Source organism: Streptomyces sp. NBC_00989, from assembly GCF_045162655.1.
Lineage (GTDB): Bacteria > Actinomycetota > Actinomycetes > Streptomycetales > Streptomycetaceae > Streptomyces.
Window position 1 is genome coordinate 11,845,453 of the sequence record NZ_CP108728.1, and the last position, 26,774, is coordinate 11,872,226.

At 67.9% G+C, this 26,774-nt stretch carries 27 protein-coding genes and 2 pseudogenes; 23 read left to right on the plus strand and 6 right to left on the minus strand.

Annotated features, from left to right (window positions below):
• The first annotated feature begins 330 nt into the window (after positions 1–330).
• The gene (locus OG714_RS53645) at positions 331–1,554 is read left to right on the plus strand and encodes an AAA family ATPase (RefSeq protein ID WP_406117732.1); all 1,224 of its coding nucleotides are present in this window, start codon (positions 331–333) and stop codon (positions 1,552–1,554) included.
• Positions 1,551–2,168, plus strand: coding sequence for a DUF4276 family protein (locus OG714_RS53650; protein WP_406117731.1), 618 nt, complete (start codon positions 1,551–1,553; stop codon positions 2,166–2,168). Before OG714_RS53645 ends, OG714_RS53650 begins: the two co-directional genes overlap by 4 nt.
• Here OG714_RS53650 and OG714_RS53655 read toward each other — a convergent pair.
• From OG714_RS53655 to thpD, 3 genes and pseudogenes are all read right to left on the minus strand, one after another.
• A pseudogene (locus OG714_RS53655) lies at positions 2,140–2,703 on the minus strand (3'-5' exonuclease); the annotation flags it as partial. The gene OG714_RS53650 and the pseudogene OG714_RS53655 overlap by 29 nt on opposite strands.
• Positions 2,704–2,976: 273 nt before the next feature.
• On the minus strand, positions 2,977–4,290 hold the full coding sequence (locus OG714_RS53660) for an MFS transporter (protein WP_406117729.1): 1,314 nt from the start codon (positions 4,288–4,290) through the stop codon (positions 2,977–2,979).
• Positions 4,291–4,720: 430 nt separating this feature from the next.
• Positions 4,721–5,623, minus strand: coding sequence for an ectoine hydroxylase (gene thpD, locus OG714_RS53665; RefSeq protein ID WP_406117728.1), 903 nt, complete (start codon positions 5,621–5,623; stop codon positions 4,721–4,723).
• Positions 5,624–5,953: 330 nt separating this feature from the next.
• Here thpD and OG714_RS53670 point away from each other — a divergent pair, with 330 nt between their 5' ends.
• The 17 genes and pseudogenes from OG714_RS53670 (at position 5,954) to OG714_RS53750 (ending at position 19,479) form a co-directional block, all read left to right on the plus strand.
• Positions 5,954–6,529, plus strand: coding sequence for a CGNR zinc finger domain-containing protein (locus OG714_RS53670; RefSeq protein ID WP_406117727.1), 576 nt, complete (start codon positions 5,954–5,956; stop codon positions 6,527–6,529).
• Between the two features lie 340 nt (positions 6,530–6,869).
• Positions 6,870–7,853 (plus strand): helix-turn-helix transcriptional regulator, encoded by a 984-nt coding sequence (locus OG714_RS53675; protein ID WP_406117726.1) that lies wholly within the window; start codon positions 6,870–6,872, stop codon positions 7,851–7,853.
• A 67-nt stretch (positions 7,854–7,920) separates the two neighbouring features.
• Positions 7,921–8,208: a hypothetical protein gene (locus OG714_RS53680; RefSeq protein ID WP_099918038.1), complete on the plus strand. Its 288-nt coding sequence runs from the start codon at positions 7,921–7,923 to the stop codon at positions 8,206–8,208.
• A 358-nt stretch (positions 8,209–8,566) separates the two neighbouring features.
• Positions 8,567–9,853 carry a diaminopimelate decarboxylase gene (locus OG714_RS53685; RefSeq protein WP_406117725.1) on the plus strand — a complete coding sequence of 429 codons (1,287 nt, stop codon included), beginning with the start codon at positions 8,567–8,569 and terminating at the stop codon, positions 9,851–9,853.
• Between the two features lie 30 nt (positions 9,854–9,883).
• Positions 9,884–10,243 (plus strand): annotated as a pseudogene (locus OG714_RS53690) (holo-ACP synthase); the annotation flags it as partial.
• 144 nt (positions 10,244–10,387) lie between these two features.
• Positions 10,388–10,837 carry a hotdog domain-containing protein gene (locus OG714_RS53695; protein ID WP_406131672.1) on the plus strand — a complete coding sequence of 150 codons (450 nt, stop codon included), beginning with the start codon at positions 10,388–10,390 and terminating at the stop codon, positions 10,835–10,837.
• Positions 10,837–12,387 carry a class I adenylate-forming enzyme family protein gene (locus tag OG714_RS53700; RefSeq protein ID WP_406117724.1) on the plus strand — a complete coding sequence of 517 codons (1,551 nt, stop codon included), beginning with the start codon at positions 10,837–10,839 and terminating at the stop codon, positions 12,385–12,387. Before OG714_RS53695 ends, OG714_RS53700 begins: the two co-directional genes overlap by 1 nt.
• A gap of 67 nt (positions 12,388–12,454) precedes the next feature.
• A complete protein-coding gene (locus tag OG714_RS53705; protein WP_327398734.1) occupies positions 12,455–12,718 on the plus strand; it encodes an acyl carrier protein in 264 nt (87 codons plus the stop codon).
• Positions 12,715–13,977, plus strand: a complete 1,263-nt coding sequence (gene ectB, locus OG714_RS53710; protein WP_406117722.1) for a diaminobutyrate--2-oxoglutarate transaminase — start codon at positions 12,715–12,717, stop codon at positions 13,975–13,977. Before OG714_RS53705 ends, ectB begins: the two co-directional genes overlap by 4 nt.
• Before the next feature lie 63 nt (positions 13,978–14,040).
• Complete coding sequence (gene ectA, locus OG714_RS53715; protein WP_406117720.1) at positions 14,041–14,574, plus strand: diaminobutyrate acetyltransferase; 534 nt, start codon at positions 14,041–14,043, stop codon at positions 14,572–14,574.
• A 60-nt stretch (positions 14,575–14,634) separates the two neighbouring features.
• On the plus strand, positions 14,635–15,840 hold the full coding sequence (locus tag OG714_RS53720) for a cytochrome P450 (protein ID WP_406117718.1): 1,206 nt from the start codon (positions 14,635–14,637) through the stop codon (positions 15,838–15,840).
• A 25-nt stretch (positions 15,841–15,865) separates the two neighbouring features.
• Entirely contained in the window at positions 15,866–16,063 is a 198-nt protein-coding gene (locus OG714_RS53725) for a ferredoxin (protein ID WP_406117715.1), read from the plus strand.
• Positions 16,060–17,301 carry an NAD(P)/FAD-dependent oxidoreductase gene (locus OG714_RS53730; protein ID WP_406117713.1) on the plus strand — a complete coding sequence of 414 codons (1,242 nt, stop codon included), beginning with the start codon at positions 16,060–16,062 and terminating at the stop codon, positions 17,299–17,301. Before OG714_RS53725 ends, OG714_RS53730 begins: the two co-directional genes overlap by 4 nt.
• Positions 17,302–17,364: 63 nt before the next feature.
• Entirely contained in the window at positions 17,365–17,775 is a 411-nt protein-coding gene (locus OG714_RS53735; RefSeq protein WP_255918540.1) for an ectoine synthase, read from the plus strand.
• Between the two features lie 154 nt (positions 17,776–17,929).
• The gene (locus tag OG714_RS53740) at positions 17,930–18,703 is read left to right on the plus strand and encodes an NAD(P)H-dependent oxidoreductase (RefSeq protein WP_406117712.1); all 774 of its coding nucleotides are present in this window, start codon (positions 17,930–17,932) and stop codon (positions 18,701–18,703) included.
• 113 nt (positions 18,704–18,816) lie between these two features.
• A complete protein-coding gene (locus OG714_RS53745; protein WP_406131671.1) occupies positions 18,817–18,966 on the plus strand; it encodes a S1 RNA-binding domain-containing protein in 150 nt (49 codons plus the stop codon).
• 207 nt (positions 18,967–19,173) lie between these two features.
• Positions 19,174–19,479: a hypothetical protein gene (locus OG714_RS53750; RefSeq protein ID WP_406117710.1), complete on the plus strand. Its 306-nt coding sequence runs from the start codon at positions 19,174–19,176 to the stop codon at positions 19,477–19,479.
• A gap of 266 nt (positions 19,480–19,745) precedes the next feature.
• On the opposite strand, the gene OG714_RS53755 is transcribed toward OG714_RS53750, so the two are convergent.
• On the minus strand, positions 19,746–20,261 hold the full coding sequence (locus OG714_RS53755; RefSeq protein WP_406117709.1) for a hypothetical protein: 516 nt from the start codon (positions 20,259–20,261) through the stop codon (positions 19,746–19,748).
• Positions 20,262–20,701: 440 nt separating this feature from the next.
• On the opposite strand from OG714_RS53755, the gene OG714_RS53760 reads away from it, so the two are divergent.
• Positions 20,702–21,370 carry a hypothetical protein gene (locus tag OG714_RS53760; protein ID WP_406117708.1) on the plus strand — a complete coding sequence of 223 codons (669 nt, stop codon included), beginning with the start codon at positions 20,702–20,704 and terminating at the stop codon, positions 21,368–21,370.
• Between the two features lie 239 nt (positions 21,371–21,609).
• On the opposite strand, the gene OG714_RS53765 is transcribed toward OG714_RS53760, so the two are convergent.
• Entirely contained in the window at positions 21,610–21,948 is a 339-nt protein-coding gene (locus OG714_RS53765; protein ID WP_406117706.1) for a hypothetical protein, read from the minus strand.
• Positions 21,949–23,064: 1,116 nt separating this feature from the next.
• Between OG714_RS53765 and OG714_RS53770 the strand changes: the two genes are divergently transcribed.
• Both OG714_RS53770 and OG714_RS53775 read left to right on the plus strand, forming a co-directional pair.
• Positions 23,065–24,276, plus strand: coding sequence for an RNA-guided endonuclease InsQ/TnpB family protein (locus OG714_RS53770; RefSeq protein WP_406117705.1), 1,212 nt, complete (start codon positions 23,065–23,067; stop codon positions 24,274–24,276).
• 176 nt (positions 24,277–24,452) lie between these two features.
• The gene (locus OG714_RS53775; RefSeq protein ID WP_406117704.1) at positions 24,453–24,698 is read left to right on the plus strand and encodes a DUF3761 domain-containing protein; all 246 of its coding nucleotides are present in this window, start codon (positions 24,453–24,455) and stop codon (positions 24,696–24,698) included.
• A 712-nt stretch (positions 24,699–25,410) separates the two neighbouring features.
• On the opposite strand, the gene OG714_RS53780 is transcribed toward OG714_RS53775, so the two are convergent.
• A complete protein-coding gene (locus tag OG714_RS53780; RefSeq protein WP_406117702.1) occupies positions 25,411–25,788 on the minus strand; it encodes a hypothetical protein in 378 nt (125 codons plus the stop codon).
• Positions 25,789–26,141: 353 nt separating this feature from the next.
• On the opposite strand from OG714_RS53780, the gene OG714_RS53785 reads away from it, so the two are divergent.
• Positions 26,142–26,762, plus strand: a complete 621-nt coding sequence (locus OG714_RS53785) for a dihydrofolate reductase family protein (protein ID WP_393673271.1) — start codon at positions 26,142–26,144, stop codon at positions 26,760–26,762.
• The last annotated feature ends 12 nt before the right edge of the window (positions 26,763–26,774 follow it).

Below are 26,774 nucleotides of genomic sequence, written 5' to 3' on the forward strand. Positions count from 1 at the left end.
GTCTTGCCCTCACCCTGGTGCGCGGCCTTCAGTCCCGTCGACCGGGCTGTTGCTCGGAACGTCCGCAGTCATCCGGATAGGGTGACGGATTGTGGATCACAGCAGGCAACGTACGGTGAGCAGCACGTACCTCACACGCTTCACCCAAGCAGTGCCCCCGGCAACGCCCAAAGCCCGCGCCGGTGACATCAGGCGACCGGAGGCTGCTTTGACGAGCCGTATTGCCTCAAGCCGTCAGAAGCGGTTTTCTGCCGCGGGCACCGTGAGAACGTCACTGCCTGCCGCGGTTTCGTACCGGAGTCCGCAACCCGTCCCGACCAGGGCACTGTCATGACCGTCGAACACCAGCCCCCCTCCGAGTTCCTCACTCGGCTGCAGATCGGGAACTACCGCTCCATCGGAGGCTGCGACGTACGCCTTGGCCCTCTGACCGTCCTGGCCGGCCCGAACGCCGCAGGCAAGTCGAACTTCCTCGACGCTCTGAGGTTCGTCCGCGATGCTGTGCGAACCTCGCCTGCACGTGCACTCGAACCACGCGGCGGCCTCGATGAAGTCCTGCACCGCGACGGAGCCGGCCGGCAGGCACAGTCCTTCCGCATTCACATGGAAGTCCGTGCACACGACGGCCGCACCCCCTTCGATGCCGCCTACACAGTGGAGATCGGCACCGACCCGCAGCGTGACCCCTCCCTGCCGGTGGTGCGCAAGGACGAACTCGTCATCAACGGAACTCTGGTCGGCGAGCCGTTCCCCCCCGACCCGTCCGGGGACGAGCCTGTCTTCCGGGACGACTTCCTTTTGCCGATCCGTCTCAGTCGCGGCAACCGTGAGGCGCGTGCACTCGTCCGCTCCCTGGGCCGTATGCGCTTCTACGAGTTCCTGACGCCGGCCCTGCGGGACGTCGACGACACCTCGAGCAGTACGAGCGGACAACTGCTCGGCGAGCGAGGAAGCCATCTGGCCCGAGTGCTCACCAAGATGAGCAAGCAGTATCCCTGGGCCAAGGAGGCCGTGGACGGCTACCTCTCCACCATGATCGACAACGCCGTCGCGGTGGACGGCGTCGAGGTATCCGAAGCCAGCCTCGCCTATGTCGTCGGCCGCTTCCTCCAGGCGGACGGACACGAAACCAGGGTCGACCGCCGGTCGCTGTCGGAGGGGACCCTCCGCCTCACTGCGGTCCTGGCCGCGCTGTTCCAGCCGCTGGCGCTGGAGGGCAACATCCCGCTCGTCGGGATCGAAGAACCAGAGATCTCTTTGCACCCCCCGATGCTCGGCGCCCTCTACGACGCCCTGGTAGCCGCCTCCCGCAATACCCAGGTGATCGTCACTACACAGAGCGCGGACCTCCTGGACAACGCGGCCGCCGATCCCGACCATCTGCTGATCGTCCGGGACGCCGGAACAGGAACCGTGATCGGGCCGATCGACGGCTCAGGGCGCCGCCTCCTCGCCGACGGCGTGCTGACCCTGCCGGAACTCCTGCGCAGTGGAGAGATGCGTCCTGCAACCGCTTCGGGACCAGGGCAGCGGGAAGAGGGCGAGCAGCGGTGAACAGCCCCTACCCGGTCATCGCCTCGATCGTCGAGGGACACGGGGAAGAGAGAGCCCTGCACGGGCTGCTGAACCGCCTTGTCCCTCACCTGCTGCCCGGCATGTACGCAGACATCCAGCGTCCTCACCGCCTCCCCCGGGACCGGATGCTCAAAAAGAACCACCTCGAGCACACCCTGACCATCGTCATGACGCGTTCCCCCCGGCCGACCGGGGTCCTGGCTCTGCTGGACTCGGACGACGACTGCCCCGTCGAGCTGGCCCGGACCCTGCATGAGCACGCACAAGCCACTCACCACAACGTCCCGCTGGTCGCAGTCGCGGCAGTCCGTGAATTCGAAGCCTGGTTCCTCGCCGGCGCGGCCAGCCTGGCCGGCCGCGCCGGACTGCCGCACGACCTCCAGCCGCCACCGCGTCCAGAGAGCATCCGGGGCGCCAAGGAGTGGCTCTCACGGCAGATGCCACCGGGCGCGACGTACCAGGAGACCGCACACCAGCCGTCCTTCGCAGCACAGTTCGACCTGGACACCGCGCGCGCCGCAGCGCCCTCCTTCGACAAATTCTGCCGTGACGTGAAATTCCTCGTCACCGGAGAACGCGAACGACACGACTGACCTCGCCAGACGGGTGGGTGGTGATCCATGAGAGGCCGCCGAGGTCGAGGTGCTGTTGGGCGCGAGTGACGGCGACGTAGGCGAGGCGGGCGTCGGTGTCGTTGACGGGTTCCGGGACGGGGCGTCCCCGGTCGTCGTGCTGGTCGGTGTCTTTGGGCGGTGGGAAGTCGTTGCCGATTTGGACGGTGGGCCATTCGCGGCCTTTGGCGGTGTGGGCGGTGGAGACGGTCACATCGGCGTGGGCCTCGTCGGTGAGTTGGTCGACGGCGTTGAGGATGGCGTCGGGGCCGTGGGTGTCGACGAGGTCGACGAAGGGCCGCAGGTCACGACCGGCGGGGTCGTAGAGGGCGTAGTCCTGGACTTCGCCCCAGGAGGGGAAGAGGACGAGTTCGGGGCAGGTGGTGCGGCGCCGGTCTTTGAGGTCGCGGGCGGCGAGGGCCAGCGCGGCGAGCTGCTGTCCTCCTCGGGCGAGGGCGAGGGCGACGCGGTGGCCGGTAGTGAGCAGGCGCATGACTTCGGCCAGGGCGCCGATGTCGCGGTCGCTGGCCGCCATCCCTTCGGCACCGGCAGCACCGAGGCCGTTGCCTTCCGCGTACTCAACGGTGAGCCGGAGTCCCGGACCACTCATCACCCAAGCGGGGACGCACTCGGCCACCTGGGAGGGAGCTGAGGAGAACCTGCTTGACGTAATGATTGCGTCACTTCCATGATCGGGAGTTACATCGAAGACCGTACAGACCCGGACCGCGGAACGCGGGTGGCCACCGGCGGATCGGTAGCCACCCGCGTGACCCGCGAGGCGCTCGAGCTACGCCTTGAAGACGCCCCGGTTGCAGCGCAGCGCCGCCACGACGACGGCGATCATGACCGCCGTGATGACGGCCGTCCCTACGGCCGAGTCGGTGGCGGCGAAGATGCCACCGAAGCCGGCTACGCCCAGCGCCGCACCCACCGCGAGGGCCGTCTCCTGGAGGGCCGCGGCGCGCGCGATGTCTTTCGGCGGGACGCTGCCCAGCAGGTAGGCGTCGCCGGAGGCCATGGAGACGCCGACGCCTAGGCCGATCAGGAAGCTGGCGGGCCACAGGCCGACGAAGGCGGCCACGATGAGGCCGACGGCGCAGGTGGCCAGGCTGACCTGGAGCATGCGCACTGCGGTAAAGCGGGCCTGGAGCTTGTGGAACGCGAACCCGCCGAGGGAGACCCACAGGGCCAGGACCGAAACCGGCAGGATCGACAGGAGCGAGTCGGCCTCCGCGCTGAACAGGAAGACCGATCCCGTGTAGCTGGCGGAACTCACGACGAGCGCGAGGGAAGGCGCGCCGAGCCGGGAGAAGCTGAGCATCCGTACGTCGATAAGCGGGTCGAGCGAGCGGAGCTGCCGCGTGCAGAAGACCGCCAGGACCAGGCAGCCCGCGACCGTCGCGAGGAGGCGCCCGAACGCGGCACCATGGCTCTGCAGTCCGGCCACGAAGAGTCCGAAGCCCACGAAGGCGAGGGCGGAAGAGGCGACGTCGACCCTGGTCGATGAGGCCTGTCCCAGGGTGATGCCGCGCAGCAGCGCGGTGGCGAGCACTCCGCACACCAGGGCGACGGCGGCGGGCAGCCAGAAGAGCATCGTGTAGGCGTCCATGCCGACGAACGCCCGGCCGATCAGGGGTCCTGTACCGGCTCCGATGGCGTATGTGGTGATCCACAGGGAGTAGCCGAGGGTGCGCTCCGACGTCTCGGGCAGTCCGCCGATGACCGAGGCGACGCTGGAGACGATCAGCGCGTAGCCGAAGCCTTGGATGAACCGGCTCGCCGTCCACGTCGTCGCCGAGTCCAGCAGTGCGGGACTCGCCCCCGCGAGGGCGAAGACGAAGAGGCCGGTCGCCAGCGTCACGCCGGGACCCAGGCGTGCGCCCAGACGCGAGCCGAGGACGACGCTGGAGGCGAGGGCGATCGTGTACCCGTCGATGAACCACAGGCGCCATGAGTCGGTCAGGACCGGCAGGTCGTAGGCGATGGAGTTGAACAGCGTGGAGTCCACACCGCCCAGGAACATGGGGACCAGCAGCAGCGGGAAGAGGACCTTCTTCGACACGCCGGTGGACCGTGCTGGGGCAAGGACAGTTCCGGTCATGGCAGACCTCGTCTCAGTTGGCTTTCTTCGGCGAGCGCAGCAGGAGGAGGACTTTTGCGACGACGCCCGGCAGGACTGCTAAATCCGCCGTCGGTCTTCTCTCTCCGAGCCCGGTGGGACCTGTGTGCGCCGCGCGGTGGGCCGCAGGGCACTCAGGGCTGGTTTTCGAGGGCGCCATGAGGTCTCCGAGTCGAGGATGAACCACCTGAGACGGTTCTACCAGTCTGTGATTCTTAAGTCAACCGGCCAAGCCGGTTCCACGCTCCTGCCTGGGGCGCCGCGCGAGTATTGCGTCGGAGGCCGACCCTGCGACGGACCGGCGGCCGGAACTACGCAAGCCGGGCCCCGGCCCGTGCGGCGCCCGGAGAGGGGGCGCTGGCACGGCCGAGGCCAGCACGGCCTCACCTGTGCGGCGACGGGCGCGGGTGCCCTACATGCCCCGCGAGGAGGGGAATTCGCGGTTGCTGAGGTGCTGCGGACGCGGAGTGTCCGCAGCGTAGGGTGCCCCCAGCGTGTTCTCCACGCTGTTGTAGACGATGAAGATGTTCGAGCGCGCGAACGGCGAGAGGTTCCCGTTGGAGCCGTGCAGCAGGTTGGAGTCGAACATCACCGCGGAGCCGGCGGGACCCGTGATCTGCTCGATCCCGTGCTCCTCCGCCATGTGCGTCAGGTGCTTGCGGTCCGGGGAGCCGACGCTGGGGGCGGCCACGCGGAGCGACTCCTTGTGGTAGTCCTGCGGGGTGGCCCCGACCGTGGGGACGAACGTCTTGTGGGTGCTGGGCATGACCATGAGCGGGCCGTTGAACGGGTGGTTCTCGGTGAGGGAGATCGAGACGCTGAACGCGCGCGGCCGGGGCATGCCGTCCTCGGAGTGCCAGGTCTCGAAGTCGGAGTGCCAGTGGAACGGGGCGCCGCCGAACCCCGGCTTGTAGTTGACCCGGCTCTGGTGGATGTAGACCTCGGAGTCGAGTACCTGGCGGGCGATGTTCATGAGCCGGGGCGACCGGAGCAGCTCGGCGAAGATCTCGCTGACCTTCTCGACCTCGAAGACGGAACGGACCTCGTCGGACTCCGGTTCCAGGATGACGCGCTCGCTCGCGCGCAGCGCCGGGTCCTCACCGAGGCGCCGGAGTTCGGAGAGGTAGAGGTCCACCTCCTGCGTGGAGAGCAGGTCGTCGAGGACCAGGTAGCCGTTGGACTCGTACTGCTTGAGCTGCTCGGCGTCGAGCGGGCCCGGAGCCTCTCCCCACACCGACGGGTCCGTCCGCGGCTTGGGAACGGCTTCACCGAGGACTCGGGTCGGATACAGGTCTGGGCGCTGAGCGACAGTCATGTGCTGTTCTCCTTTTCAGGGAGCGGCGGCTTCTTCTGCCCGTATAGGAGCGCAATTCATCGGCTCGCGGGGCGGGGTGCCGGAATTCCAAGGCCTTTTTTCTCGCGGCTCATTGGTCCGTCCTCCGGCCCTTTCGATACTGCAAGCTCGCAGAGAGTAAAGAAAGGGTCTTCGAGTGTCCTGAATCGTCCTTGGCCTAATCAGGACCGCGAAGCGCACCGTCCGTCCACGGAGACGCGGACGCGGGGTGCCGTGCCCTCCAGCAGCGCGGAACCACCTGGAGCAGTTCGCTTGCTTGTCCTCGGCATGGCAACCGGCTAAGGTGGTTCCATGTCCGTCAAGCGATTCCCCGAGTTCCGTCTTGGCAAGGTGCTGGCGACCAGCTTCACGGCAACCCTCACAGAACGCTGCGGTGAACCCGTCGAACGCATTCCCATCCCCGAGCGGCTGGTCGACTGGTTGGCGGTCAACGGGCTCAAGGTCGATTCGTGCAGCGATTCCCAGCTGGAGCATGCTCGGCAACTGCGTGAAGCGATCCATGAAGCCGCTACCGCCGTCGCAACGCAGGTCCCCCCTCCCGCCGCAGCCGTCCAGGTCATCAATGACTGCAGTACGGGCGGCCAGGCCTCGGCGGTCCTTTCGCCCCGGGGCGAACAGGAGTGGTACCTGGGTTCCGCCTCCGTCGAGGACGCTCTCAGCGTGATCGCCGCCGACGCGGTTGACATCGTCTCGGGCGCGCGCGAGGGGAGGATGACGTTGTGTGCGTCCCCGACGTGTCGGGCCGCTTTCTTCGACGCCAGTCGGGGCGCCACGCGCAGATGGTGCGAGATGAACACCTGCGGGAACCGCGAGAAGAAGGCGCGTTTCCTCGCCAGCAAGCGCCAGGACCCGAGCCGCGCCGGCTGAAGTCGCACCGGGCGCCGTTCTACGCCGACGCCCCTCTGCCTCCTGGCCGTCCCTCCTCGTCAGGGAGGTGCCCGACCCAGTCGCACGGTGGCCGGAGCGCCTCGTGTTCGACCGTCGCAAGCGAGTAGCCGAGCCGTCGTCGCTCATCGCGACCGCGTCCAACGTCAGGACTTGCCTCGTGCGTTGGAAGCGGCCCGCGCCGCAGTGTGCTGCTCGCGAATTCGGAATGCTACCGCTCGACAACCGTCGGGCGCTGTAGACGACGAGGGCAGGGCGTCGTTGCCGCAGGCTCCCGCACCCCCTCGTCCGCTACCGCACGCAGGTGCAGAGAGGGAAGTACATGCTGGACGTTCTGAAGATCGACGCCACCGCGGAAGTGGTCTACCGCGAGATGCTGGCGCATCCGCAGGAGGGCATGGCCGAGCTGGTGCGCCGGCTCGAACTGACCGAGCAGGAGGTACGGGCAGCACTCGACACCCTCGGCGAGCTGGCCCTGGTGCGGCACTCCCTCGAAGACCCCCAGAGCTTCCACGTCGTGGAACCTCACCTCGCCGCGGAGATTCTGCTCGCCAGGGAACGGGCCGAGCTCGCGGCCCAGCAGCAGCGCGTGCAGGAGGTCCAGGCCGCCGCCTTGCAGCTCAAGTCGGAGTTCACCCAGGAGAGCCCCAAGGACGAGGTGCACCGCCTGACCGGGGTCGACTCCGTACGCGACTACCTGGCGGCGCTTCACAACGAGGTCCAGGACGAGCTGCTGACGTTCGCCCCGGGCGGAGCGCAGACGGAGGCCAACCTGCGCAGCTCGCGCCCGATCGCGGACTCCCTGCTCGCGCGAGGGGTGCAGATGCGCACCGTGTACCTGGACAGCGTCCGCAACGATCCCCTCACGGTCGCGCACGCGGACTGGCTCGCCGAACGGGGCGGCCGGATACGCACCGCGCCTTCGCTGCCGAACCGACTGATCATCTGCGACAAGAAGATCGCCATCGTCGCCGTCGACTCAGACGACACCTCGGCCGGGGCGGTGGTCCTCCGGACGGCTGGATTAGTTTCGTCCCTTTACGCACTTTTCGAGAATATTTGGCAGGCCGCCCAACTCATGGGAGAGAGCGCCCAGTCGAGTGACGAACAGGGCCTCAGTCCGCAACAACTGGAAGCCCTGAGGCTCTTGTCCCTCGGGCACACCGACGACTACGTTGCGGCGCGGCTGGGCGTGTCAGGCCGCACGGCACGCCGGATCGCCACGAAACTCATGGGTCACCTCGGCGCGCGAAGCCGGTTCCAGGCCGGCCTGCACGCGGCTGCTAGGGGCCTCATTCGGCCGTGACGGCCCGTACGTCACCGATCGACAAGCAGTTGAAAGGAAATAACCATTCGGACAGGACACTCCACTCATGTACCTCGTACAGCTCACCCTCGCACCCTCGGGCGATGCCCACCCACCTGCTGAGATCAAGCAGGCGCTCCACGACGCAGCGCCGGACGTCGTCGAACACGTCAGCGTTCACACGCAGACGCGGCCCCACCTTGTCGTCAGCCTCTTTCTCCGCGCCGCCTCCCTGGACGAGGCCGAGGCGGCAGCGAAGCGGATCTGGCAGCACGCGACCACCAGCTGCAGCCCTCTGGCCGCCTGGTCCCTGCGGCGGGCCGAAGTGCCCCTCCACCCCTACGACGTGGAGTGAGCCCTGCTCCTCTCGACGCCCGTGCCACGCGCCGCCGCTGCCCGTGCCCGGGCGGTGCGTGGGACCTGCATGCACATTCTTGCGTGTCCCAAACGGTCCAGCCCGGAGAATGTCGCGATCGCCGTGTCCCTTTGGCCGGATGACTAATCCGACCGCAGTCCTGAACAGGTCAGGACCCTTTAGGCCAACCGTCCGCCCTTCCCTCGCCGCTGCGAACATCGCAGACTCGTTATCGCCGCACAGCAAACCAGCGAGAGGCGAGTCATGAAAGAGCGAATGTTCATCTCCGATAGCTCACCGGTGAAGAGGGGAATTCCTTGCCTCTCACCCGAAGACGACGGCGGGTGGCAGTGACCGTATGACGACCTCGAAGAACAGTGTCCAGGGAAATTCGATGGCGGATCTCGCCGAGAAGTACGGCACCCCGCTGTTCGTCTACGACGCGGACGTCCTCGCGGACACGTACCGCACGTTGCGCGGCCTGCTCCCCGCCGGCGCCGACATCTTCTACTCGCTCAAGGCGAACCCGAACATCAGCGTCTGCGCCCTGCTGAACTCGTTCGGTACGGGAGCCGAGGTCTCCTCCTACGCCGAACTGGCCACCGCCCTGCGGGCGGGAGTCCATCCTGGCGACATTATCTTCCTCGGCCCCGGTAAGGACGAGAGGGAGCTCACCGCGTGCGTCGAAGCCGACATTCACGCGATTGTCTGCGAGTCACTGGATGAACTCGACCTGCTCGACTCGCTGTTGGCAGCGGCAGGACGTGACGACTTCCCGGTGCTCCTCCGGGTGAACCCGGCCTTCGACAGCAAGGGGTCCGGGCTGGCCATGGGCGGTAAACCCCGGCAGTTCGGCATCGATGAAGCCGAACTGCGCGGTTCCAAGCACCGCCTCGCGGCCCTCCGTAACGTCCGAGTGAAGGGCGTGCACGCGTACATGGGGACGCGGTTTCTTAACCACGAGGACGTCGTCGAGAACACCCGGCGCATCCTCGCCAATGCGGAGGACCTGGCCGGACAGCTCGGTTTCCCCCTGGAGACCGTCGACTTCGGCGGCGGACTCGGCGTCGCCTACTTCGAGAACGAGGAGGACCTGGACCTCGATGCGCTGGGCGCCGGCCTCACGGAGGTCATCACCCCCTTCTCGGTGCGCAACCCAGACTGCCGAATGATCATGGAACTGGGCCGCTTCCTCACCGCCACGGCCGGTACGTACGTCGTCCGCGCCCGCTACGTGAAGGAGTCCATGGGAGAGAGCTTCGTGGTGGCCGACGGCGGCACGAACCACCACATGGCAGCCGTCGGCGTCGGCAGCTTCGTCAAGCGCAACTTCCCGGTCCGCCACCTGGGAAACCGGGCCGCCGGAGCCTCGCGCCCCTACAGCGTGACAGGACCCCTGTGCACGCCCAACGACGTCGTGGCCAAGAAGGTCCGTCTGCCGGAAGTACGGCCGGGAGACCTGCTCGCGGTGGAGCGGTCCGGAGCCTACGGGCCGACCGCTTCACCCGGCCTCTTCCTGAGCCACGGCTTCCCGGCCGAGGTGCTCGTCCACGGCGGGCGCGCCCACCTCATCCGGGAGCGCGACACGACGGAGGACCTGCTGGCGAAGCAGCGCCTCGTCGATCTCCGCGCCGTGTCCGCCTGAACACGTGATCCGTATGGACACCTGATCCGAATGAGAACCGCAGCGAAGCAAGCTGCGCGAGTCGGACTGGACGTACTCGACCGCTCCGAACTCCGCCGCCTCATCGAACGACCCTGGTTCTTGCGCTTCAGTTTCGCCCCGGAGGAAATAGCCCATGCCGAGACCCTCGGCGAAGATCGTCGCCTGGAATTCCTGGCCGGTCGGTTCGCCGCCAAAGAGGCTCTCCTCAAAGTCCTGGGAATCGGTTTCCTGCAAGGTGTGACGCCACGGGAGATTTACGTGGAACACACCGCGCACGGCGCCCCTGTCGTCCACCTCCGCGGACGAGCTGCGCAACTGACCCCGTCATCCGTCTCGGTCTCCATAACTCATAAGCAGAACGTCGTGGCCGCCGTCGCCATCAGCTTTCCCGAGGCCCTTGGTGCGACCGCCGACGACCCCACCGGCGAAGCCGGCGGAGACGGACGAACCGAACCCACTGCACCGAAGGAGCTTGACGCCGTGCCGCCGCCGAACACTCCCGCGACCGCGACCATCGAGACCAGTACCCGCGACGAGCGAGAAGCGCAGACCACCGCCTTCCTCCGCGTACGCGTCGGCCAGGAAGAGGCTCACTACGGGGGCAATCTCGTCGACGGTGCGCGCATCTTGCGCCTGTTCGGCGACCTCGTCACCGAGATCACCGTCCGCACGGACGGCGACGAAGGACTGCTGGCCCAGTACAGCGACATCCGCTTCACCGCGCCCGTGAGGCCTGGCGACTACATCGAGGCGCGCGCACGGCTGGTGCGCCAGACTCGACTGCGCCGCGTGGTCGAGCTGGAGGCGCACAAGGTCATCCGCGCCAGCCCCGAAGAGGCCGACAGCGCCGGCGAGGTCCTCGACGAGCCTCAACTCGTGTGCGCTGCGACCGCCACCACTGTTGTACCCCACCGCCGGGCACACATGGCGACCGCCCGCATCCCCACGGCCGAGGAGGCCTGATGCCCCGCATTCCGCAGCTCCTGCACGAGATACTGGACCGGGCCGCCGACCGCGATCCGGAGTCGGCCGCACTGAGCTCACGCGATCGCGGCCTCACCTACCGGGAACTCGCCACCGCCACCACCGCCATGGCCGCCCGCCTGCGGCGCGAGGGCCTGCGGCGCGGCGACCGGATCATCGTCACCGCCTCCGACGGCATCGGCATCGCCATCCTGGTCTACGCCGCCTCGCGTGTCGGCGCCGTCTTCAGCGTGCTCCACGAGCAAGTACGCGGCGGGCCGCTGGAACACGTCCTGCGCGACTGCGAGCCCGCGCTGCTGGTCTCCGACGACCTCGACGCCGGACGGACCGCCGCCGAGCACGGCGTCCGCTCTCTCGTGCTCGACGAGCTCGTGCGCACGGCACTCGACGCGGACACCGCCGAGCCCGCTACCCCCGCCGGCCCGAACGCCCTAGGCGTGGACCCCGTCAGCCTGATCTACACCTCGGGCACCACCTCCCTGCCCAAGGCCGTGGTGAGCACCCACCAGCAGGTGCTATTCGCCGCCATCGCGATCCAGGAGTGCCTGGAGTACCGCAGTGACGACGTCGTCTACTGCCCGCTCCCGCTCTCCTTCGACTACGGCCTCTACCAGGTCTACCTCGCGGCCCTCAGCGGCGCCCGACTCCACCTGGCCACGGTCGCCGAGGTCGGCCCCCCGCTGCTGCGCAGCCTGGAGGAGGCGGGCGCCACCGTCCTGCCCTCCATGCCTTCCGTCTCGGACCGACTCGCCTGGCTGCTCAGCCGCAGCAGCGGGGGGCCGAGCCGCCTACGCCTGCTCACCAATACTGGTGCGGCGCTCTCCGAGCCCACCATGACCGCGCTGCGCGCCGCCCTGCCCCACCTGCGAATCCAGGTGATGTACGGCCTCACCGAGTGCAAGCGCACGGCGATCATGCCCCCCGATGGGGACCTGGACCACCCGGGCTCCTGTGGGCTGCCGCTGCCAGGCACCGAGGTCTTCATCGTCGACGACGACGGAGACCGGCTGCCCGCGGGAGAGATCGGCCAGATCGTCGTCCGCGGACCCAACGTCATGGCCGGGTACTGGCGCCGCCCCGAGCTGACCGGCGAGCGCTTCCCGCGCACGGAGGGGCTGTTCCCCGAGCTGCACACCGGCGACTACGGCTGGCAGGACAAGGACGGCTACCTCTACTTCTCCGGCCGCAGGGACGACCTCTACAAGGAGCGCGGGTTCCGCCTCAGCACCACCGAGGTCGAGGCCGCCGCGACCCGGGTCGACGGAGTGACCTCTGCCGCCGTACTGCCTCCTGAGGGCAAGCGGACCGCGCTCCTCGTCGTCGTCGCGGACCTCACCGCCGACCAGGTGCGCGAGGGTATGCGGGACCACATCGAACCCTTCAAGATCCCGCGCCGCTGCGTCCGCCTCGACGCCCTGCCCACCAACGGCAACGGCAAGGTCGACCGCAAGAAGCTGGCCGCCCTGATCGAACAGGACCCGCCCGCCTCGGTCACCACAGAGGCCCTCCAAGCGCGCCTGGCCCACTGACCCCCGCACGCCCCACCAGAGCAACGCCCGAGAACGACAACCACCCGACACACGTGAGGAACTGACCATGGACCGCCAGCACGTCGTCACCGCCCTCGAGAGCGCCCTCACTGACGTCCTGGAGCGCCCCGTCACCGGTCTCACCGGCGACGTGAAGCTCTTCGCCGACCTGCACCTGGACTCCACCACCATGCTCGAGATGCTCATGTTCCTTGAGGACTCCATCGGCCTGGTCGTCGACCCGGAGGAGCTGGACGCGGACGACTTCGTCTCCGTGGACACCTTCACCGACTTCGTCCTCGCGACACAGGGCGAGCAGGTCGCGGCATGACGCTCACCCAGCCCGACCTCAGCGTCTTCACGACCCTGGAGTCCGAGGTACGCAGCTACTGCCGCAGCTGGCCCACCGTGTTCAACCGCGCGCAAGGTAGCCGGATGTACGACGAGGACGGGCACGAGTACCTCGACTTCTTCGCCGGGGCCGGTTCTCTCAACTACGGCCACAACAATCCCGTGCTCAAGCGCACCCTGCTCGACTACCTGGAGCACGACGGCGTCACCCACGGCCTGGACATGTCCACCACGGCCAAGCGCGCGTTCCTCGAGTACTTCCAGAACACGGTGCTGCGCCCGCGGGACCTGCCCTACAAGGTCATGTTCCCGGGCCCGACCGGCACCAACGCCGTCGAGGCCGCCCTCAAGCTGGCACGCAAGGTCAAGGGCCGCGAGTCGATCGTGTCGTTCACGAACGCCTTCCACGGCATGTCGCTCGGCTCGCTCGCCGTGACCGGCAACGCCTTCAAGCGGGCCGGCGCCGGCATCCCGCTGGTACACGGCACCCCCATGCCGTTCGACAACTACCTCGACGGCAGGACCCCGGACTTCATCTGGTTCGAGCGGCTCCTGGAGGACCAGGGCTCGGGCCTGAACCAGCCGGCCGCCGTCATCGTCGAGACGGTCCAGGGCGAGGGCGGCATCAACGTCGCCCGCGCCGAGTGGCTGCACGCCCTCGCCCAGCTCTGCCGCCGGCACGACATGCTGCTCATCGTCGACGACATCCAGATGGGCTGCGGCCGCACCGGCGCCTTCTTCTCCTTCGAGGAGTCGGGCATCACGCCGGACATCGTCACCGTCTCCAAGTCCATCAGTGGCTACGGACTGCCCATGTCGCTCTGCCTGTTCCGAGCGGAGCTCGACGTGTGGGAGCCGGGCGAGCACAACGGCACCTTCCGCGGCAACAACCCGGCCTTCGTCACCGCGACCGCCGCCCTCAACACCTACTGGAGCGACGACACGCTGGAGCGGCAGACCCTGGCGCACGCCCAGACCATCGAGGCAGCGCTCCACGACACCGCCGCACACCACAGCGGATCGGCCTACCGCGGCCGCGGGATGGCCTGGGGCCTGGAGCTCGCCGACCCTCGGCACACGGGGCGCGCCGCACGCCGCGCCTTCGAACTCGGGCTCCTCGTGGAGACCTCCGGGGCCTACGACGAGGTCTTGAAGCTGCTGCCTCCGCTCACCATCACCACCGATGAACTCGACGAGGGACTGCGCACTGTGCAGCGCGCGGTCTACGAAACGGCGTGACCGCGCCCGCCACCGACATGAGAGACACACGAAAGAAAGGCCCGACCCGAGATGACGATCACCATGCCCACTGCAGCCTCCACGGAGCCGAACACTGCCGAGAAGAAGCGGGCAGTCTTCCGCGCACCGGTCCCTCAGGACGGACCCGCCGTGTGGAAGATGGTCGAGGACACTCCCGGCCTGGACTCCAACAGCCTCTACTACTACTCGCTATGGTTCCGGGACTTCGCCGACGGCTCGCTGGTCGCGACGGTGGACGACGAACTCGTCGGCTTCCTCACGGGCTACCGCCGCCCCGAGCAGCCCGAGACCTACTTCGTGTGGCAGACCGCCGTCAACCCGCGCCACGGCATCCCGTTCCTCGGCGTCAAGCTCTTCCAGGAGGCGGCCGACCAGCAGGTTGCCAACGGCGCCCGGTACGTCGAGGCCACTGTCTCCGCCGAGAACAAGGCGATCATCATGGTGCTGAAGCAGTACGCGAAGAAGCACTCGGCCCCCGTTGAGACCCGCGTGCTCTTCCCCAGCTCCCTCTTCGCCGACAGCGAGGGCCACCACGACGAGGTCCTGTACCGCATCGGCCCGCTGACCGCCGGCTGAACCGGGCCGCCCGTCACTGGTCCGAGCAGCACCGCATCCGACGACTGGGAGCCGACCGTCATGGCCACGCAACCCACGACACTGCACCTCGACATCAGCAACGCCTACTTCCGCATGGACTCCGAGGAGGTGCGGAAGGCACGAGACGCCCACTGGTACGCACGTACGGATTGGGGCATCGCCGTCCTGCGCTACGAGGACAGCAGCGCCCTCCTGAAGAGCCCCCTGTTGACGCAAGGATCGGCCAAGTGGCCCGCCCAGCACGGGGTCGTCGAAGGACACTTCGACGAGTGGTGGCAGAAGACCCTGCTGGTGCTGGAGGGCGGCGAGCACAACAGGATTCGCCGTCTGGTGAACCCCGCCTTCTCGCCTCGCCAGATAGCGCCGCTGCACGCGAAGTTCCAAGATCTGGCGGACGGCCTGGTGGACGAGTGGATCGAGGACGGGCGCACCGAGTTCGCGAGCCGGTTCGCCGCACCGTACGCGACCAGGATTCTGTGCGTGTTGCTGGGCATCGACGAGAACGACTGGAAGAAGATCCACGAACTCGCCTCTACGATCGGCCTCGGCCTCGGCATCACCATCCAGGAGAATATCGCCCGGATCGACCAGGCCATCGTCGAGCTAACCGAGTACGCCGAGTCCCTGGTCCGCAGCCGCAGGGAGTCCCCCAAGGGCGACATCCTGAGCACTCTCGTGGACGCGAGGGACGAGGACGCGGGCAAGCTTTCCGACAAGGAGCTCATCAACCTCATCATCCTGTTGATCTTCGCGGGCATCGACACGACCCGGAACCAACTGGCCCTGAGCGTCGAGACGTTCTCCAAGCAGCCCGACCAGTGGGAGAAGCTGGCATCGGACCCTGAGCGCTACTCCGCCGCGGCGGTCGAGGAGGCGCTGCGCGTCAACCCGATCGGCCGCTGGATCTCGCGCGAAGCGGCGGAGACGTTCCAGCACAAGGAGCGCACGATCGAGAAGGGGACCACGCTCCACCTCTTCACCATGACGTCGGCCACCGACCCGGCCGCGTTCGACGACCCTGACCGCATCGACCTCGACGCCGAGCGTTCCCCGCACTTCGCGTTCGGCGGCGGACTGCACCACTGCCTTGGGCACTTCGTCGCCCGTGCGGACATCGGCGTGGCCCTCTCGACGCTGGCCACGCGGCTGACCGACCTGCGCGTGGGGGAGGACGCCGAGTGGCTGCCCGACTCCGGCAACACGGGGGCGGTTGTGCTGCCCATCACGTTCACCTCGCGTTCCTAAACCGTGCTTCCGATCGGAGGAGACCATGAAGATCACCGTTGACGAGGTCAAGTGCCAGAACCACGGCCTGTGCGCCATCTCGGCGCCGGATCACTTCGAACTCGACGCCGACGGGAAGCTGACGTACCAGGAGACGTTCGACGAGGAAAACCTCGATGCGATCGAGGACGCCATCGACTCGTGCCCCTTGCAGGCGATCGTCATGGGCCGTGACGCCGCATGACTGGCGCAGCGCCGCGCATCGGCATCGTCGGCTCCGGCATAGCCGGCCTGCGGGCAGCCCAATCGGTCCTCACTTGCGAAACCGGTGCCAGGATCACCGTCTTCGGGGACGAGGCCCACCGCACGTACAACCGGCCGGGACTCACGAAGAAGCGGTACCCGCCGTCGGCCGACCTCAGGGCGGCCATCACCGAGGACCTGAGGGTCAAGGGGGCCGAGACCAGCGCGCTCGACTGGCACCTCGGCACCCGCGTCGAGGCGGCGAACCTGCGCGGCAGGGTCCTGCACTTGAGCACCGGCGGAACGTTCGCCTACGACGGCCTGGTGGTCGCCTCGGGAGTACGCCCGCGGACCGCCGCCCGTGACGACGAGGAGTGCGCCTCGCACGCGCACAGGACGCTGCGCGGCCTGGACGACGCGCACTCCATCCACCAAGAGCTCCATAGGAGAGAGGTGGTGACGATCGCGGGCGCCGGGTTCGTCGCGTGCGAACTGGCCTCGTTGGCCAAGGAGTACGGCTGCGACGTGGTCATGCTCGAAGCGATGAGGCACGGCCCCTTCGAGAACATCCTGGGCGAGGACGTCGCGCGAGCGCTCGGACGCTGGGTCACCGCGAACGGCGTCACTCTGCTGACAGGCGAGGCGGCGAAGGAGCTCCTCTGCGACCGCTCGGGAAGGCGCTCCGGAGGCAGGCACGCGGCGTCGCCTCCCGGGGCGGCGTCCGAACGACCGCTCTTCATCGAGGCCATCGGCAGCGTTCCCAACGTGGAATGGCTGGACGGGAACGGCCTGGACCTGTCTGACGGGGTACGGGTCGACGAGTATATGCGCGTACTGGGGTGCGATGGCGTTTTCGCAGCCGGCGACATCGCCCGCTATCCCGACCCGTGGGGCACGGTAAAGCTAACCCGCATGGAATTCTGGAAAAATGCGATTGACACCGGAAATATCGCTGGGAAGGCGCTAGCGTCGTCTCTGGGATACGGATCGAAGATGACTCGGATCGCGTACTTCCCCAGCATGGCTACCGAAGTATTCGGACTTCGCATCCAGATCGCGGGGAACCCCAGGAATGCGGACTCCGTGGAGATCGTTCGCGGCGACCTCGAACGCCCCGGTGACGGAGTCCTCGTCACGTACCTGCGGGAGAGCGCGATCGTCGGGGCGGCCTACCTGGATAAAGGGGCCCAGTTCAACCGCCTCTACATCGAGCTCCTGAAGTCGCTGAAAACGCGCTAGCCCTATCGACCTCACCTCATTTGTCATAGCGCCAAGAATTCGAGAACGATCAGGAGGAATATCATGCAGGTTCGCAGGATTTCGGAGATCGAAGGCACTGACCGCGATGTCACGGCGGCGAGCGGCGCGTGGCGCAGCAAGCGCATCCTGCTGGCTTCGGATGGATTCGGGTACTCGGTTTCCGAGACCGTCGTGTACGCCGGAACCGAGACCGACATCTGCTACGCGAACCACGTGGAAGCCGTCTTCTGCATCTCCGGGAAGATGATTCTGGTCGACCGCGACGAGAACGAGGAACACGTCATCACGCCCGGCACCCTCCACATCCTGGACGACGCCGACAACCACACGATCAAGCCGATCGAGGACAGCACGTTCCTGTGCATCTTCACCCCGGCCCTCACCGGCCGTGAGGACCACGACGAGAACGGAGTCTATCCGCTGCTGACGGACGAGGTGGTGGAGGCCAAGTAGGCCGCGCCGCGACACCCGCGCATCCCTGGAGTCCCTGCCAGGCCACTGGCGGGGACTCGGCGTCACCGCGTCCGGGACGGTCCCGGCGGCGGGTTGCCCCAGGACGGGCCGGGTAGGTGCGCACGATCATGGATCTGCCAGAAGGGAACCTACAGTGAAAGTCCTGTGGCTCACCGCCCACCCCGAACCCCGTTCCCTGAACGGCTCCTTGTACCGCGACGGTGTCCAACGCCTCCTGGACCAGGGGCACGAGGTGCGCACCAGCGACCTGTACGCGATGAAGTTCGACCCGGTCGTCAGGGCCAGTGACTTCTCCCACCCCGACGGCGAGCGGCTCGTCGTCGGCAGCGCGGCCCAGCAGGCCTTCGAACGGGGCGCGTTGTCCCCTGACATCGCCGTCGAACACGACAAGTTGTCCTGGGCAGACACGCTTGTCGTGCAGTTCCCGTTGTGGTGGTACGGGATGCCGGCCATCCTCAAAGGCTGGTTCGACCGCGTCTTCGTCGGCGGGTTCGCCTTCGGCGTCCGTGACGCCCAGGGGCGCCAACTGCGCTATGGCGAGGGGGCGCTCGCGGGTAAGCGCGCGATGGTCGTCGTCAGTGCCGGTGCTCGGGAGGCGAGCCTCGGCCCTCGCGGCGTCAACGGTGAGCTCAACGACCTGCTCTTCCCTCTCCAGCACGGCACGCTGTGGTACGCGGGGATCGAGGTCCTGCCCCCGCTGCTCGTCCACGGAGCCGACCGTGTGGACGAGGCCGCGTACGCCTTCCACGCGAACGTCCTACGCCAGCGTCTCGAGGACCTTCCGTACACCGGACCGCTGCCGTTCCGCCACCAGAACGGCGGCGACTACGACGAGGACCTGGTCCTGCGCCCCGAACTCAACCCGCACGCCACAGGGACCGCCGCCCACTACCGCACTGAGAGCTGACGACGAGGCCGTCCTCGTCACATCAGTCATCAACTGTCGCTCTCTGCACGGGAGTTACACCACTCACCGTACGGACCTCTGCTGGAGGCGTGTTCGTGTGACTCGCCCCCGGCATCGAGGGGTTTCTGCACGTATCCGAGATGACCGACTCGCCAGTCGAAAGCCCAGCCCAACTCGTCAGCGAGGGCGACCAGATCACGGTGCGGGTTGCGGAAGTCGACCTTCAGCGACACCGCGTCAGGCTTTGCGCCCATGGCTCCTGAGTCCAGGTCGTCGGGACAGGACACCTCAGCCGATCACCTTCAGTGACGTTGCCTGCGCCGAACTCGCAACCTTCGTGCTCCGCCCTCGCGAACCGTCGCGCTCCCTGGAGCTGGTGACCAGCTCGCTCCTTGCGATCACTCGCAAACAGTCGTGCTCTGTCACACCGGGGCGCCGTCACATAGGGTGCTGCGGGTCGTTGAAGGCGTGTGACCACCACCGCGCTGACCGATGCCGTTGAACGGGACGCTCTCGTGCTCCTGGCGGCGTACGAGGGCGGGAACTGGTTCCCGGCGGACGGGGAGCACGCGCTCGCCGGGGATCTGGCCCGGGTGCGGTGGAACGGATCCGCCTTCCGGGCCGCGCTGCGCGATCTGCCGGCCTCCGTCCGCGCCGGGCACCTGGTCGCCGTCCTCGATCCGGCGGCGACGGTACTGGAGGCGGTGGACGCCTCCGGTGCACGGAACATAGTGCAGGCGCTGCGGCAGTTGCTGGACGCCCTCGCCGTCGACTGAGCCCGCTCCCCGGCGGACGCGCACCGGCATCTCGCCGACGATGCCACCGGCACCGCGCAGGACGGGCAGGCCGACGACCCGGCCGGGCAAACGCGCACGTCACACACCGCCCCACTCGGAGGAGTTGGGCGAGGGCTGCGGAGGCTACCCTCCGGCGGGCGGGCCGGGCAGCACCTGATCGGGACGGCCGGCCTCACCCGCCGCGCTTGAGGGCCTTGCCGAGGTCGCTGGCCTCCTGGGCATTTGCGTCGAGCACAGCCACACACTTACGCCGCCGCGTCGTAGGCGGCCCGCAACCGGACTTCGCCGCCGGTCCGGCGCTGCGGGGCACCCTCGGCGAACACCGCCAGACGCAGTACGAGATAGCGGCCCATCCCGACGAGCGCGGTGGCCGACAGGTACACCGTCTGCTGCAGGACGAGTCCGGCGCCGGGGCGGAGCACGGCCAGCGCGCCGACCGCAGCGGACGTGACCAGCCAGCCGGCAGCGATGGTGGCCGCGCTCTTCAGGTGCCCGGCAAGGCCGGGCCGTCCGTGGCCGAACGAGACGCGGGCGTGCACCTCGGTGGCGACCACGGTGGAGGCGACAGTGGTCAGCGCGTTCGCCGCCATCCACGGGATCCACTGCGAAAGCAGGACCAGGGCCGCCGAGGCCGCCAGGGTGACCCCGCTGCCCAGCCCGGCGAAGCGCCCGAAGGCCGCCGCGTGCCGACGGATCAGCCGCAGGCTGTTCATGGTGATCCCCTCCCCGTCCGCTGCCCCTGACGGGGCCGTTGTCGTCATGCCGCAGAGCGTGACCGACCCTCCATTCAGCGCGGTCTCAGCGCGGTCTCAGGGGCACCGACGGTGGTGAAACCGGTGTGGCGATACGCCGCCGCCCGCCTCGACCGTGATCACCTGCCCAACGGGCTGGAGTTGGGCAAGCACATCGAGCCGGCCGTGCCCACGAGCTGAACCACCGTCACCGTCAAAACCGCTCCGCAACGACGTCGGCAGAGTCGCAGGACGCCGTAGGCCAGGCGCGGTGGTGATGCGTCATGTCCCTGCCCGCCCACGCGTGGTTCACGGACAGTGGCGATATGCGGGGTGCGGTTCCTGCGTTGCGCGCCGACGGCGCCGGGCGTGGGACATCTGCGCGCCCGTACGCCGTACCCCCGCACGGTAGGCCGACAGTCGGGTAGGGCAGCATCTGCTCAGCCATTGCCTGCCTGTGAGGGGTCATCATGCGTTCCACCCGCCGCGCCGCATCATCCGTGCTGCTCACCTGCCTGGTGCTCGCGGGCTGCTCTCCCACGTCGCTCGGAAACTCGAACGCGGGCGCGTCAGGGAGCGGAACCCCTTCGGCGGGTCCGTCGGGTGCCGGCGGTGCCGGGCGGGCGATCGCGGTGGGGGCGGGTCCGCAGAAGACGTACACGGTGCAGCGGCAGCCGGCCGCGGGTACCTGCCACTACCGGTATCTCAAGGGCGAGCCGATCGAGGATCCGACGTGCACGCCGGGTGCCATCTCCCCGGCGGTCACGCAGTCGAATCTGAAGTCGACGATCTGCCGCAAGGGCGGCTACACCTCCGGCATCCGCCCCTCCACGTCCGTCACCGGCAAGGAGAAGAAGCTGAACGCCGCCTCCTACGGCTTCACCGGCCGCATGGGGGATGCCGAGTACGACCACCTGATCAGCCTGCAGCTGGGCGGGGACCCGAACGACTACCGCAACCTGTGGGTGGAGCCCGCCGACCCCGGCCACAAGAAGGGCTCCGGGGTCAACAACGCCAAGGACCCGGTGGAGACGAAGCTGCACACCGCGGTCTGCAAGGGCACGGTCACCCTCGCCGCCGCGCAGAAGGCGATCGTCACCGACTGGACCACCGCCCTCAGCCGCCTCGGCCTCGCCTGAGACACGGCGTAAAGCAGTTGGCTCGGCACCGACGCCTCGATCGGCACCGCTGGCGATGCGCTCACGGAATCCCAGACGGGCCTCTACACGATGGAATTGATCAGGCTGAGCCTGCCCTGACACAACCTTGCCGATGCCGGACTCGCTACCGCGGAAGGGCGCGGGCGACGGCGAGTACTCCCCGGACGTGTTGATTCAGACCGTGGTGTCTGGTGGTGTGCGGTTGTTGCCCCGTGGCTTCAGCGGTCGGTGTCGTCGGGCTTCTCCTCGGCCTGGGGCGCAGTTGTCGGCTCCGGTGCGGTGGGGGCGGTGTAGAAGACGGCGGCGCCCTGCTTGGTGCGCTGGGCCTGGCTCTTGGCCACGAGCCCTTCGAGAGTGACGCGGACGACCTTGGTCTTGATGCCGCGCTCGGGGTGGGCCTGGCTGAGTGCGGTGGAGATTTCCGCGGCGGAGCGCGGCTCGTTCTGCTCGGTGAGGTGGCGGCGGATGAGTTCCACCAGGGTGGGCCGGGCCGCCGTGGTGCCGGCCTTGGGCAGGGGCTTGCGGGCGGCAGGCTTCTTGGCCGTCGTTTCTTGCACGGCTGTGGCCTTCCGTGCCCTTCGCTTGCTGGGGGCGCAGCCTCGGTCTTCTGCTGAAGAGAGGGCACTGCGGCGCTCTCAGCCGCGGCCGACTGCCCGTCAGGTTCGTGCGTGACGCCGAGCGCCTGCTGGATGTTGACCAGCACGCTGTGGTCCTGCTGCAGGGCAGTCAGCTGTTGCTGCAGGACGGCGATCTCCGCGCCGATGCGTTCCTGCTCCTTGAAGTTGCTTTCGAGGTCGCCGGCCACCTGGGCGATGTACTGGGATGTCAGTCCCGTGGCGACAGTTGTGCTCTCGGACATGGTGCTGGCCTTTCCTCGGTGTGCGGCAGCGATCCAGGCTCTCGGCCCCGAACCGGGGCAGCGCTTCCTCTGTGCTGTACCGGTGAGGCAGCCGCTGTAACTGGCGCAAAATGCCTGCCCCGTAGAGATACTACGGACAGGCGGAACCCGTTGTTCCCTTCAGCTTGTCTTATATGGCCCGAGCTACGGGAGGACGCCCGGCCGGCCAGCGCACCGAAACCCAACACCGCAGGCCCCGGCCGACCAGTCGGCGTGAAGAACAAGCACCGTGCACGCCAGCATGCCGTCGGGAAACAGGACAAACCAAACCTCGCGGCAACCGTCACAAGCAGCAGAGCTGCATAGACGCCAAGCTTAGCGTTGTGTCCTGCGCTCCACCCGGTGAGGCCGGCGCGACGTCGGCCGGTAGCTATGGAGTGCCAGCCAGACGGCCGGGACAACGGTGAGCAGAGTGGCGGGCCGCACCGAGGCCGTTGCGACGTTGCCAGCACTCAGCCAGTGACACAGCTGGGTCATCCACGCAGGATCGAGGGCGCCCGGCCCGACGCGGTGCTGTGCCGTACCGACGGCCGGAGCCATGGCCCAGGCCATGGGCCTGATATAGCCACCGAGTACAGGCTTGCGGCCGAACAAGGCCGGGACACCGACCTCATCGGGGCCTTCCTTCGTGGATACGCCGGCCTTCAGGCCGGGGAGGAAGCGAAGCTCCTGCGGAGCAGGGCAGGAGGAGTCGGTTCGCCGCCGGGGTGGACCGGCGCCCACCGCCGACCGTCCGATACCCGCCTCTCACACGGGAGTTGATAGAGGGTGAGGTATGGCGGAGCAGGTTAAGCGGGCGTTCAGGTACCGCTTCTACCCCACGGACGAGCAGGCGGCCGAGCTGTCGCGCACGTTCGGCTGTGTCCGCCTCGTCTACAACAAGGCGCTGGAGGAGCGCACCCGGGCCTGGTACGGCGAGCAGCGCCGCATCTCCTACGTGCAGTCGTCGGCCGCGCTGACCCAGTGGAAGAAGACCGGGGAGCTCGCCTTCCTGACGGAGGTGTCCTCGGTTCCGCTCCAGCAGGCGCTGCGCCACCTGCAGACGGCGTTCGGGAGCTTCTTCGCCCAGCGGGCGAAGTATCCGCGCTTCAAGTCGAGGAAGAAGTCGCGGGCGTCGGCCGAGTACACGCGTAGCGCCTTCACGTGGCGCGAAGGACAGCTGACTCTGGCGAAGATGGCCGGTGCACTGGACATCCGCTGGTCGCGTCCCCTTCCTGAGGGCAGCGAGCCGACCACGGTGAGCGTGTCCCGCGACGCGGCGGGTCGCTGGTTCGTGTCCCTGCTGTGCGAGGACACCATCGCCCCGGCCCCCGCCATGAGCACAGCGGTCGGCCTGGACGCCGGGATCACCTCCCTGGTGACCCTGTCCACCGGGGAGAAGATCGCCAATCCGAAGCACGAGCGGCGGGATCGCGCCCGTCTGGCCGGCGCGCAGCGGGAGCTGTCGCGCAAGGCGAAGGGCTCTGCGAACCGGGAGAAGGCCCGCCGCAAGGTGGCCCGCGTGCATGCGCGGATCGCTGACCGGCGCCGCGACTTCCTGCACAAACTGACCTCGCGCATCGTCCACGAGAACCAAGTGGTCGTGATCGAGGACCTGACCGTCCGCAACCTGCTGAAGAACCACACGCTCGCGCGCGCCATCTCGGACGCGGCCTGGACGGACCTGCGCTTCATGCTGGAGTACAAGTGTGCCTGGTACGGGCGTGAACTCGTCGTGATCGACCGCTTCTTCCCCAGCTCGAAGCTGTGCGGAAGCTGCGGCACGGTCCGCGGGAAACTGTCGCTGAACGTCCGTGAGTGGACGTGCGAGCACTGCGGCGCCGTGCATGACCGCGACGTGAACGCGGCACGCAACATCCTGGCCGCCGGGCTGGCGGCAGCAGCCTGTGGAGACGGTGTAAGACCTCAACGGGAGTCCTCCCGGACGGGGCAGTCGTCGGTGAAACAGGAACCCCAGCGGGCGACCGCTGGAATCCCCCGCCTTTAGGCAGGGGAGGAAGTCAAGAGAGGAGTGCTCTGACCCGCCTGCTTGTTCGCATGCTTCGAACCCAGTGCGAGGGTCTTGCTACGGCGGTCACCGCTGTGTGACAGTCCGCCCGGCCTGCCCGGATGCTGTGGCCGGCGGACGCATGCTCGCCTCTCCGAACGATCAGAGGGGGAATCATGCTGACGAAGGTCCGGGGCGCGGTTGCGGCGGCGGTGATGGCGGGGGCACTCCTGGTGCCGGTGGCCGTGGCAGCCGATGCGGCGGCCGCGTCGTGCGCGCGCCACACGACGGGTGTCTGCAAGGCGAACTCACCTCATCCGCGCGGCGCTACCGCGAAGTGCAAGGACGGCTTGTACTCCTACAGTGCCCACGCCCGCGGGACGTGCTCGCACCACCGGGGCGTCAAGTACTGGTACCGGTAGATGCGGCCCGTGGCCGCAGCTGGGAGGACTGGATGCCTGTGGGCACTCTGATCCTGCTCGCTGTATCCAGGACACCTGGCATCTGACGGGGCGTTTTGCGCTTCGGTCCGGCGTACGGCCACGGAGTACTTCGACAAGCACCCGGTACGAGGGGCCCGGTCCTCCTGGATGAGATTGCCCGCTGGGGTTCTTGTCAGCTTTGGAGCGGTTTGCTGACCGCGGACACTGGGATCAGGTCGCGGGCGTCGTCGAGGTTGCTGGCGACCTGATCCCTTTGTTTCGCGGTCCAATTGGGAGGCGCCGGAGTCCCAGGCCTCGGCGAGCGGTACGAGGTGGTCGACGTCCAGCTTGCTCGCGCTGTCGAGGTAGCGGTCGTCGTAGGGGGAGTACCAACTGCCGCCGGTCAGAGCGCAGTTGGGTCCCTGGGTCGGGGCGGTGACGGCTTCGGCCTTGGTGAGTTCGTAGCCGGTGCGATTCTCGCTCTGAATGGGACCTCGCTCGTCGGCGGGGCCGCGCGACCAGCCGACGAGCGTTCCCCTGCCGGACCCGGTGCGGGTGATCTTCTCCGCGTGGCCGTGACGGACCGACCGGCGCCGGTACTCGGCGGAACCCGGCCGCCCCTCTTGTCCGGCCTCGTGACATGCAGGTTCACACGCCGGACGGGACCGGTGTGGGCCGGCCCGGTGGACGCTCCCCCGTGGTGAATGGTGCGCTACGGCCGGTTGAGGGTGATGGAGTTGATCGGCGTGAGGCTCTCGTAAGTCCAATCGTCCTGGAAGAGGGTCTCGTAGCAGTTGGTGCCGCCGTAGTTGTAGCAGAGGCTGGCGGTGGCGCCGCCGTACTGGTTGTTGAGGACCCAATGGTCCCCGTACTGGTTGCTCAGGTTGTGGTAGCCGTAGCTGCTGTACTGGACCGTCGGGTGCGGGTTGTTGAAGGGTTCGACGCCCTGGGGCCAGATACACACGTTGCCGGACCTGCATCCGTACACCGTGGAGTCGCCGTCGGGCGCGGCCTGGGCGGCGCCGCTCATCGCCACTACTGCCGTGGCCGCGGTCGCGAACGCGGCGGCGGCGCTCATTACCTTGCGCATGTTTCCCCCTGGCGGTCGGTCTGGTGGGCAAGAACCTAGGTGCCGCCAGCAGGGGGCGCCAGCTTTTCGAAGGAGGCCGAAACGTCGCGGGCCGCTAGGGCGTGTATCCGGTTGTGATCAATTGTCCCGTGTCACCGAACCTTGATCGCGCGCCATCGAACCTTGACGGACGCGAGTTCGTGTCGTCGAAGTTTGAGCACAGTGTCAAGGGGCGTGGCCAGCTGAGCGGCGCCGAAAACAGCGAAACGGCCGCGCGATGAGTTCGCGGGCCCGGAACGGTCTACCCCAGTAGTGAATGGATCAGGCGACTCACCGCGAAGGCGACGGAAGGTCGCCACCAGGAGGACGGCACAGTGACCAAACGTTTGGGCAGGGTGACCTGCGACCTCTCGATCTCCGTCGACGGGTACTCGGCCGGACTCAACCAGGCCGAGCAGCGCCCGTTCGGCGACGACGCCGGTGATGGCTGGGGCGACAGGCTGCACGCATGGATGTTTGAAACCTCGGAGCAGCGGCAGGTCGAACTCGACCGGCTGACGGCAGTCGGCGCCTTCATCATGGGGCGCAACATGTTTGGCCCCGTACGCGGCGCGTGGGATCGGCAGTGGAAGGGCTGGTGGGGCGACAATCCGCCGTACCACGCGCCGGTCTTCGTCCTCACCCACCACCCGCGCGACCCGCAACCGATGGACGGCGGCACCACATTCCACTTCGTCACCGACGGCATCGAATCCGCACTGCGGCAGGCTCGCGAGGCGGCCGGGGACCGCAACGTGTCGATCCACGGGGGCGCGACCACCATCAACCAGTACCTAGCCGCAGGCTTGATCGACGAGCTGCGGCTGCACATTGTGCCGTTCACGCTCGGCGCCGGCACACGGCTGTTCGACGGAGTGCCGTCACTGAATCTTGAGCAGGTGGAGTCGCGAGCAGCGAACTCGGTTACACACGTGACTTATCGCGTGCTGCCCTGAGAGAAGGGCGGT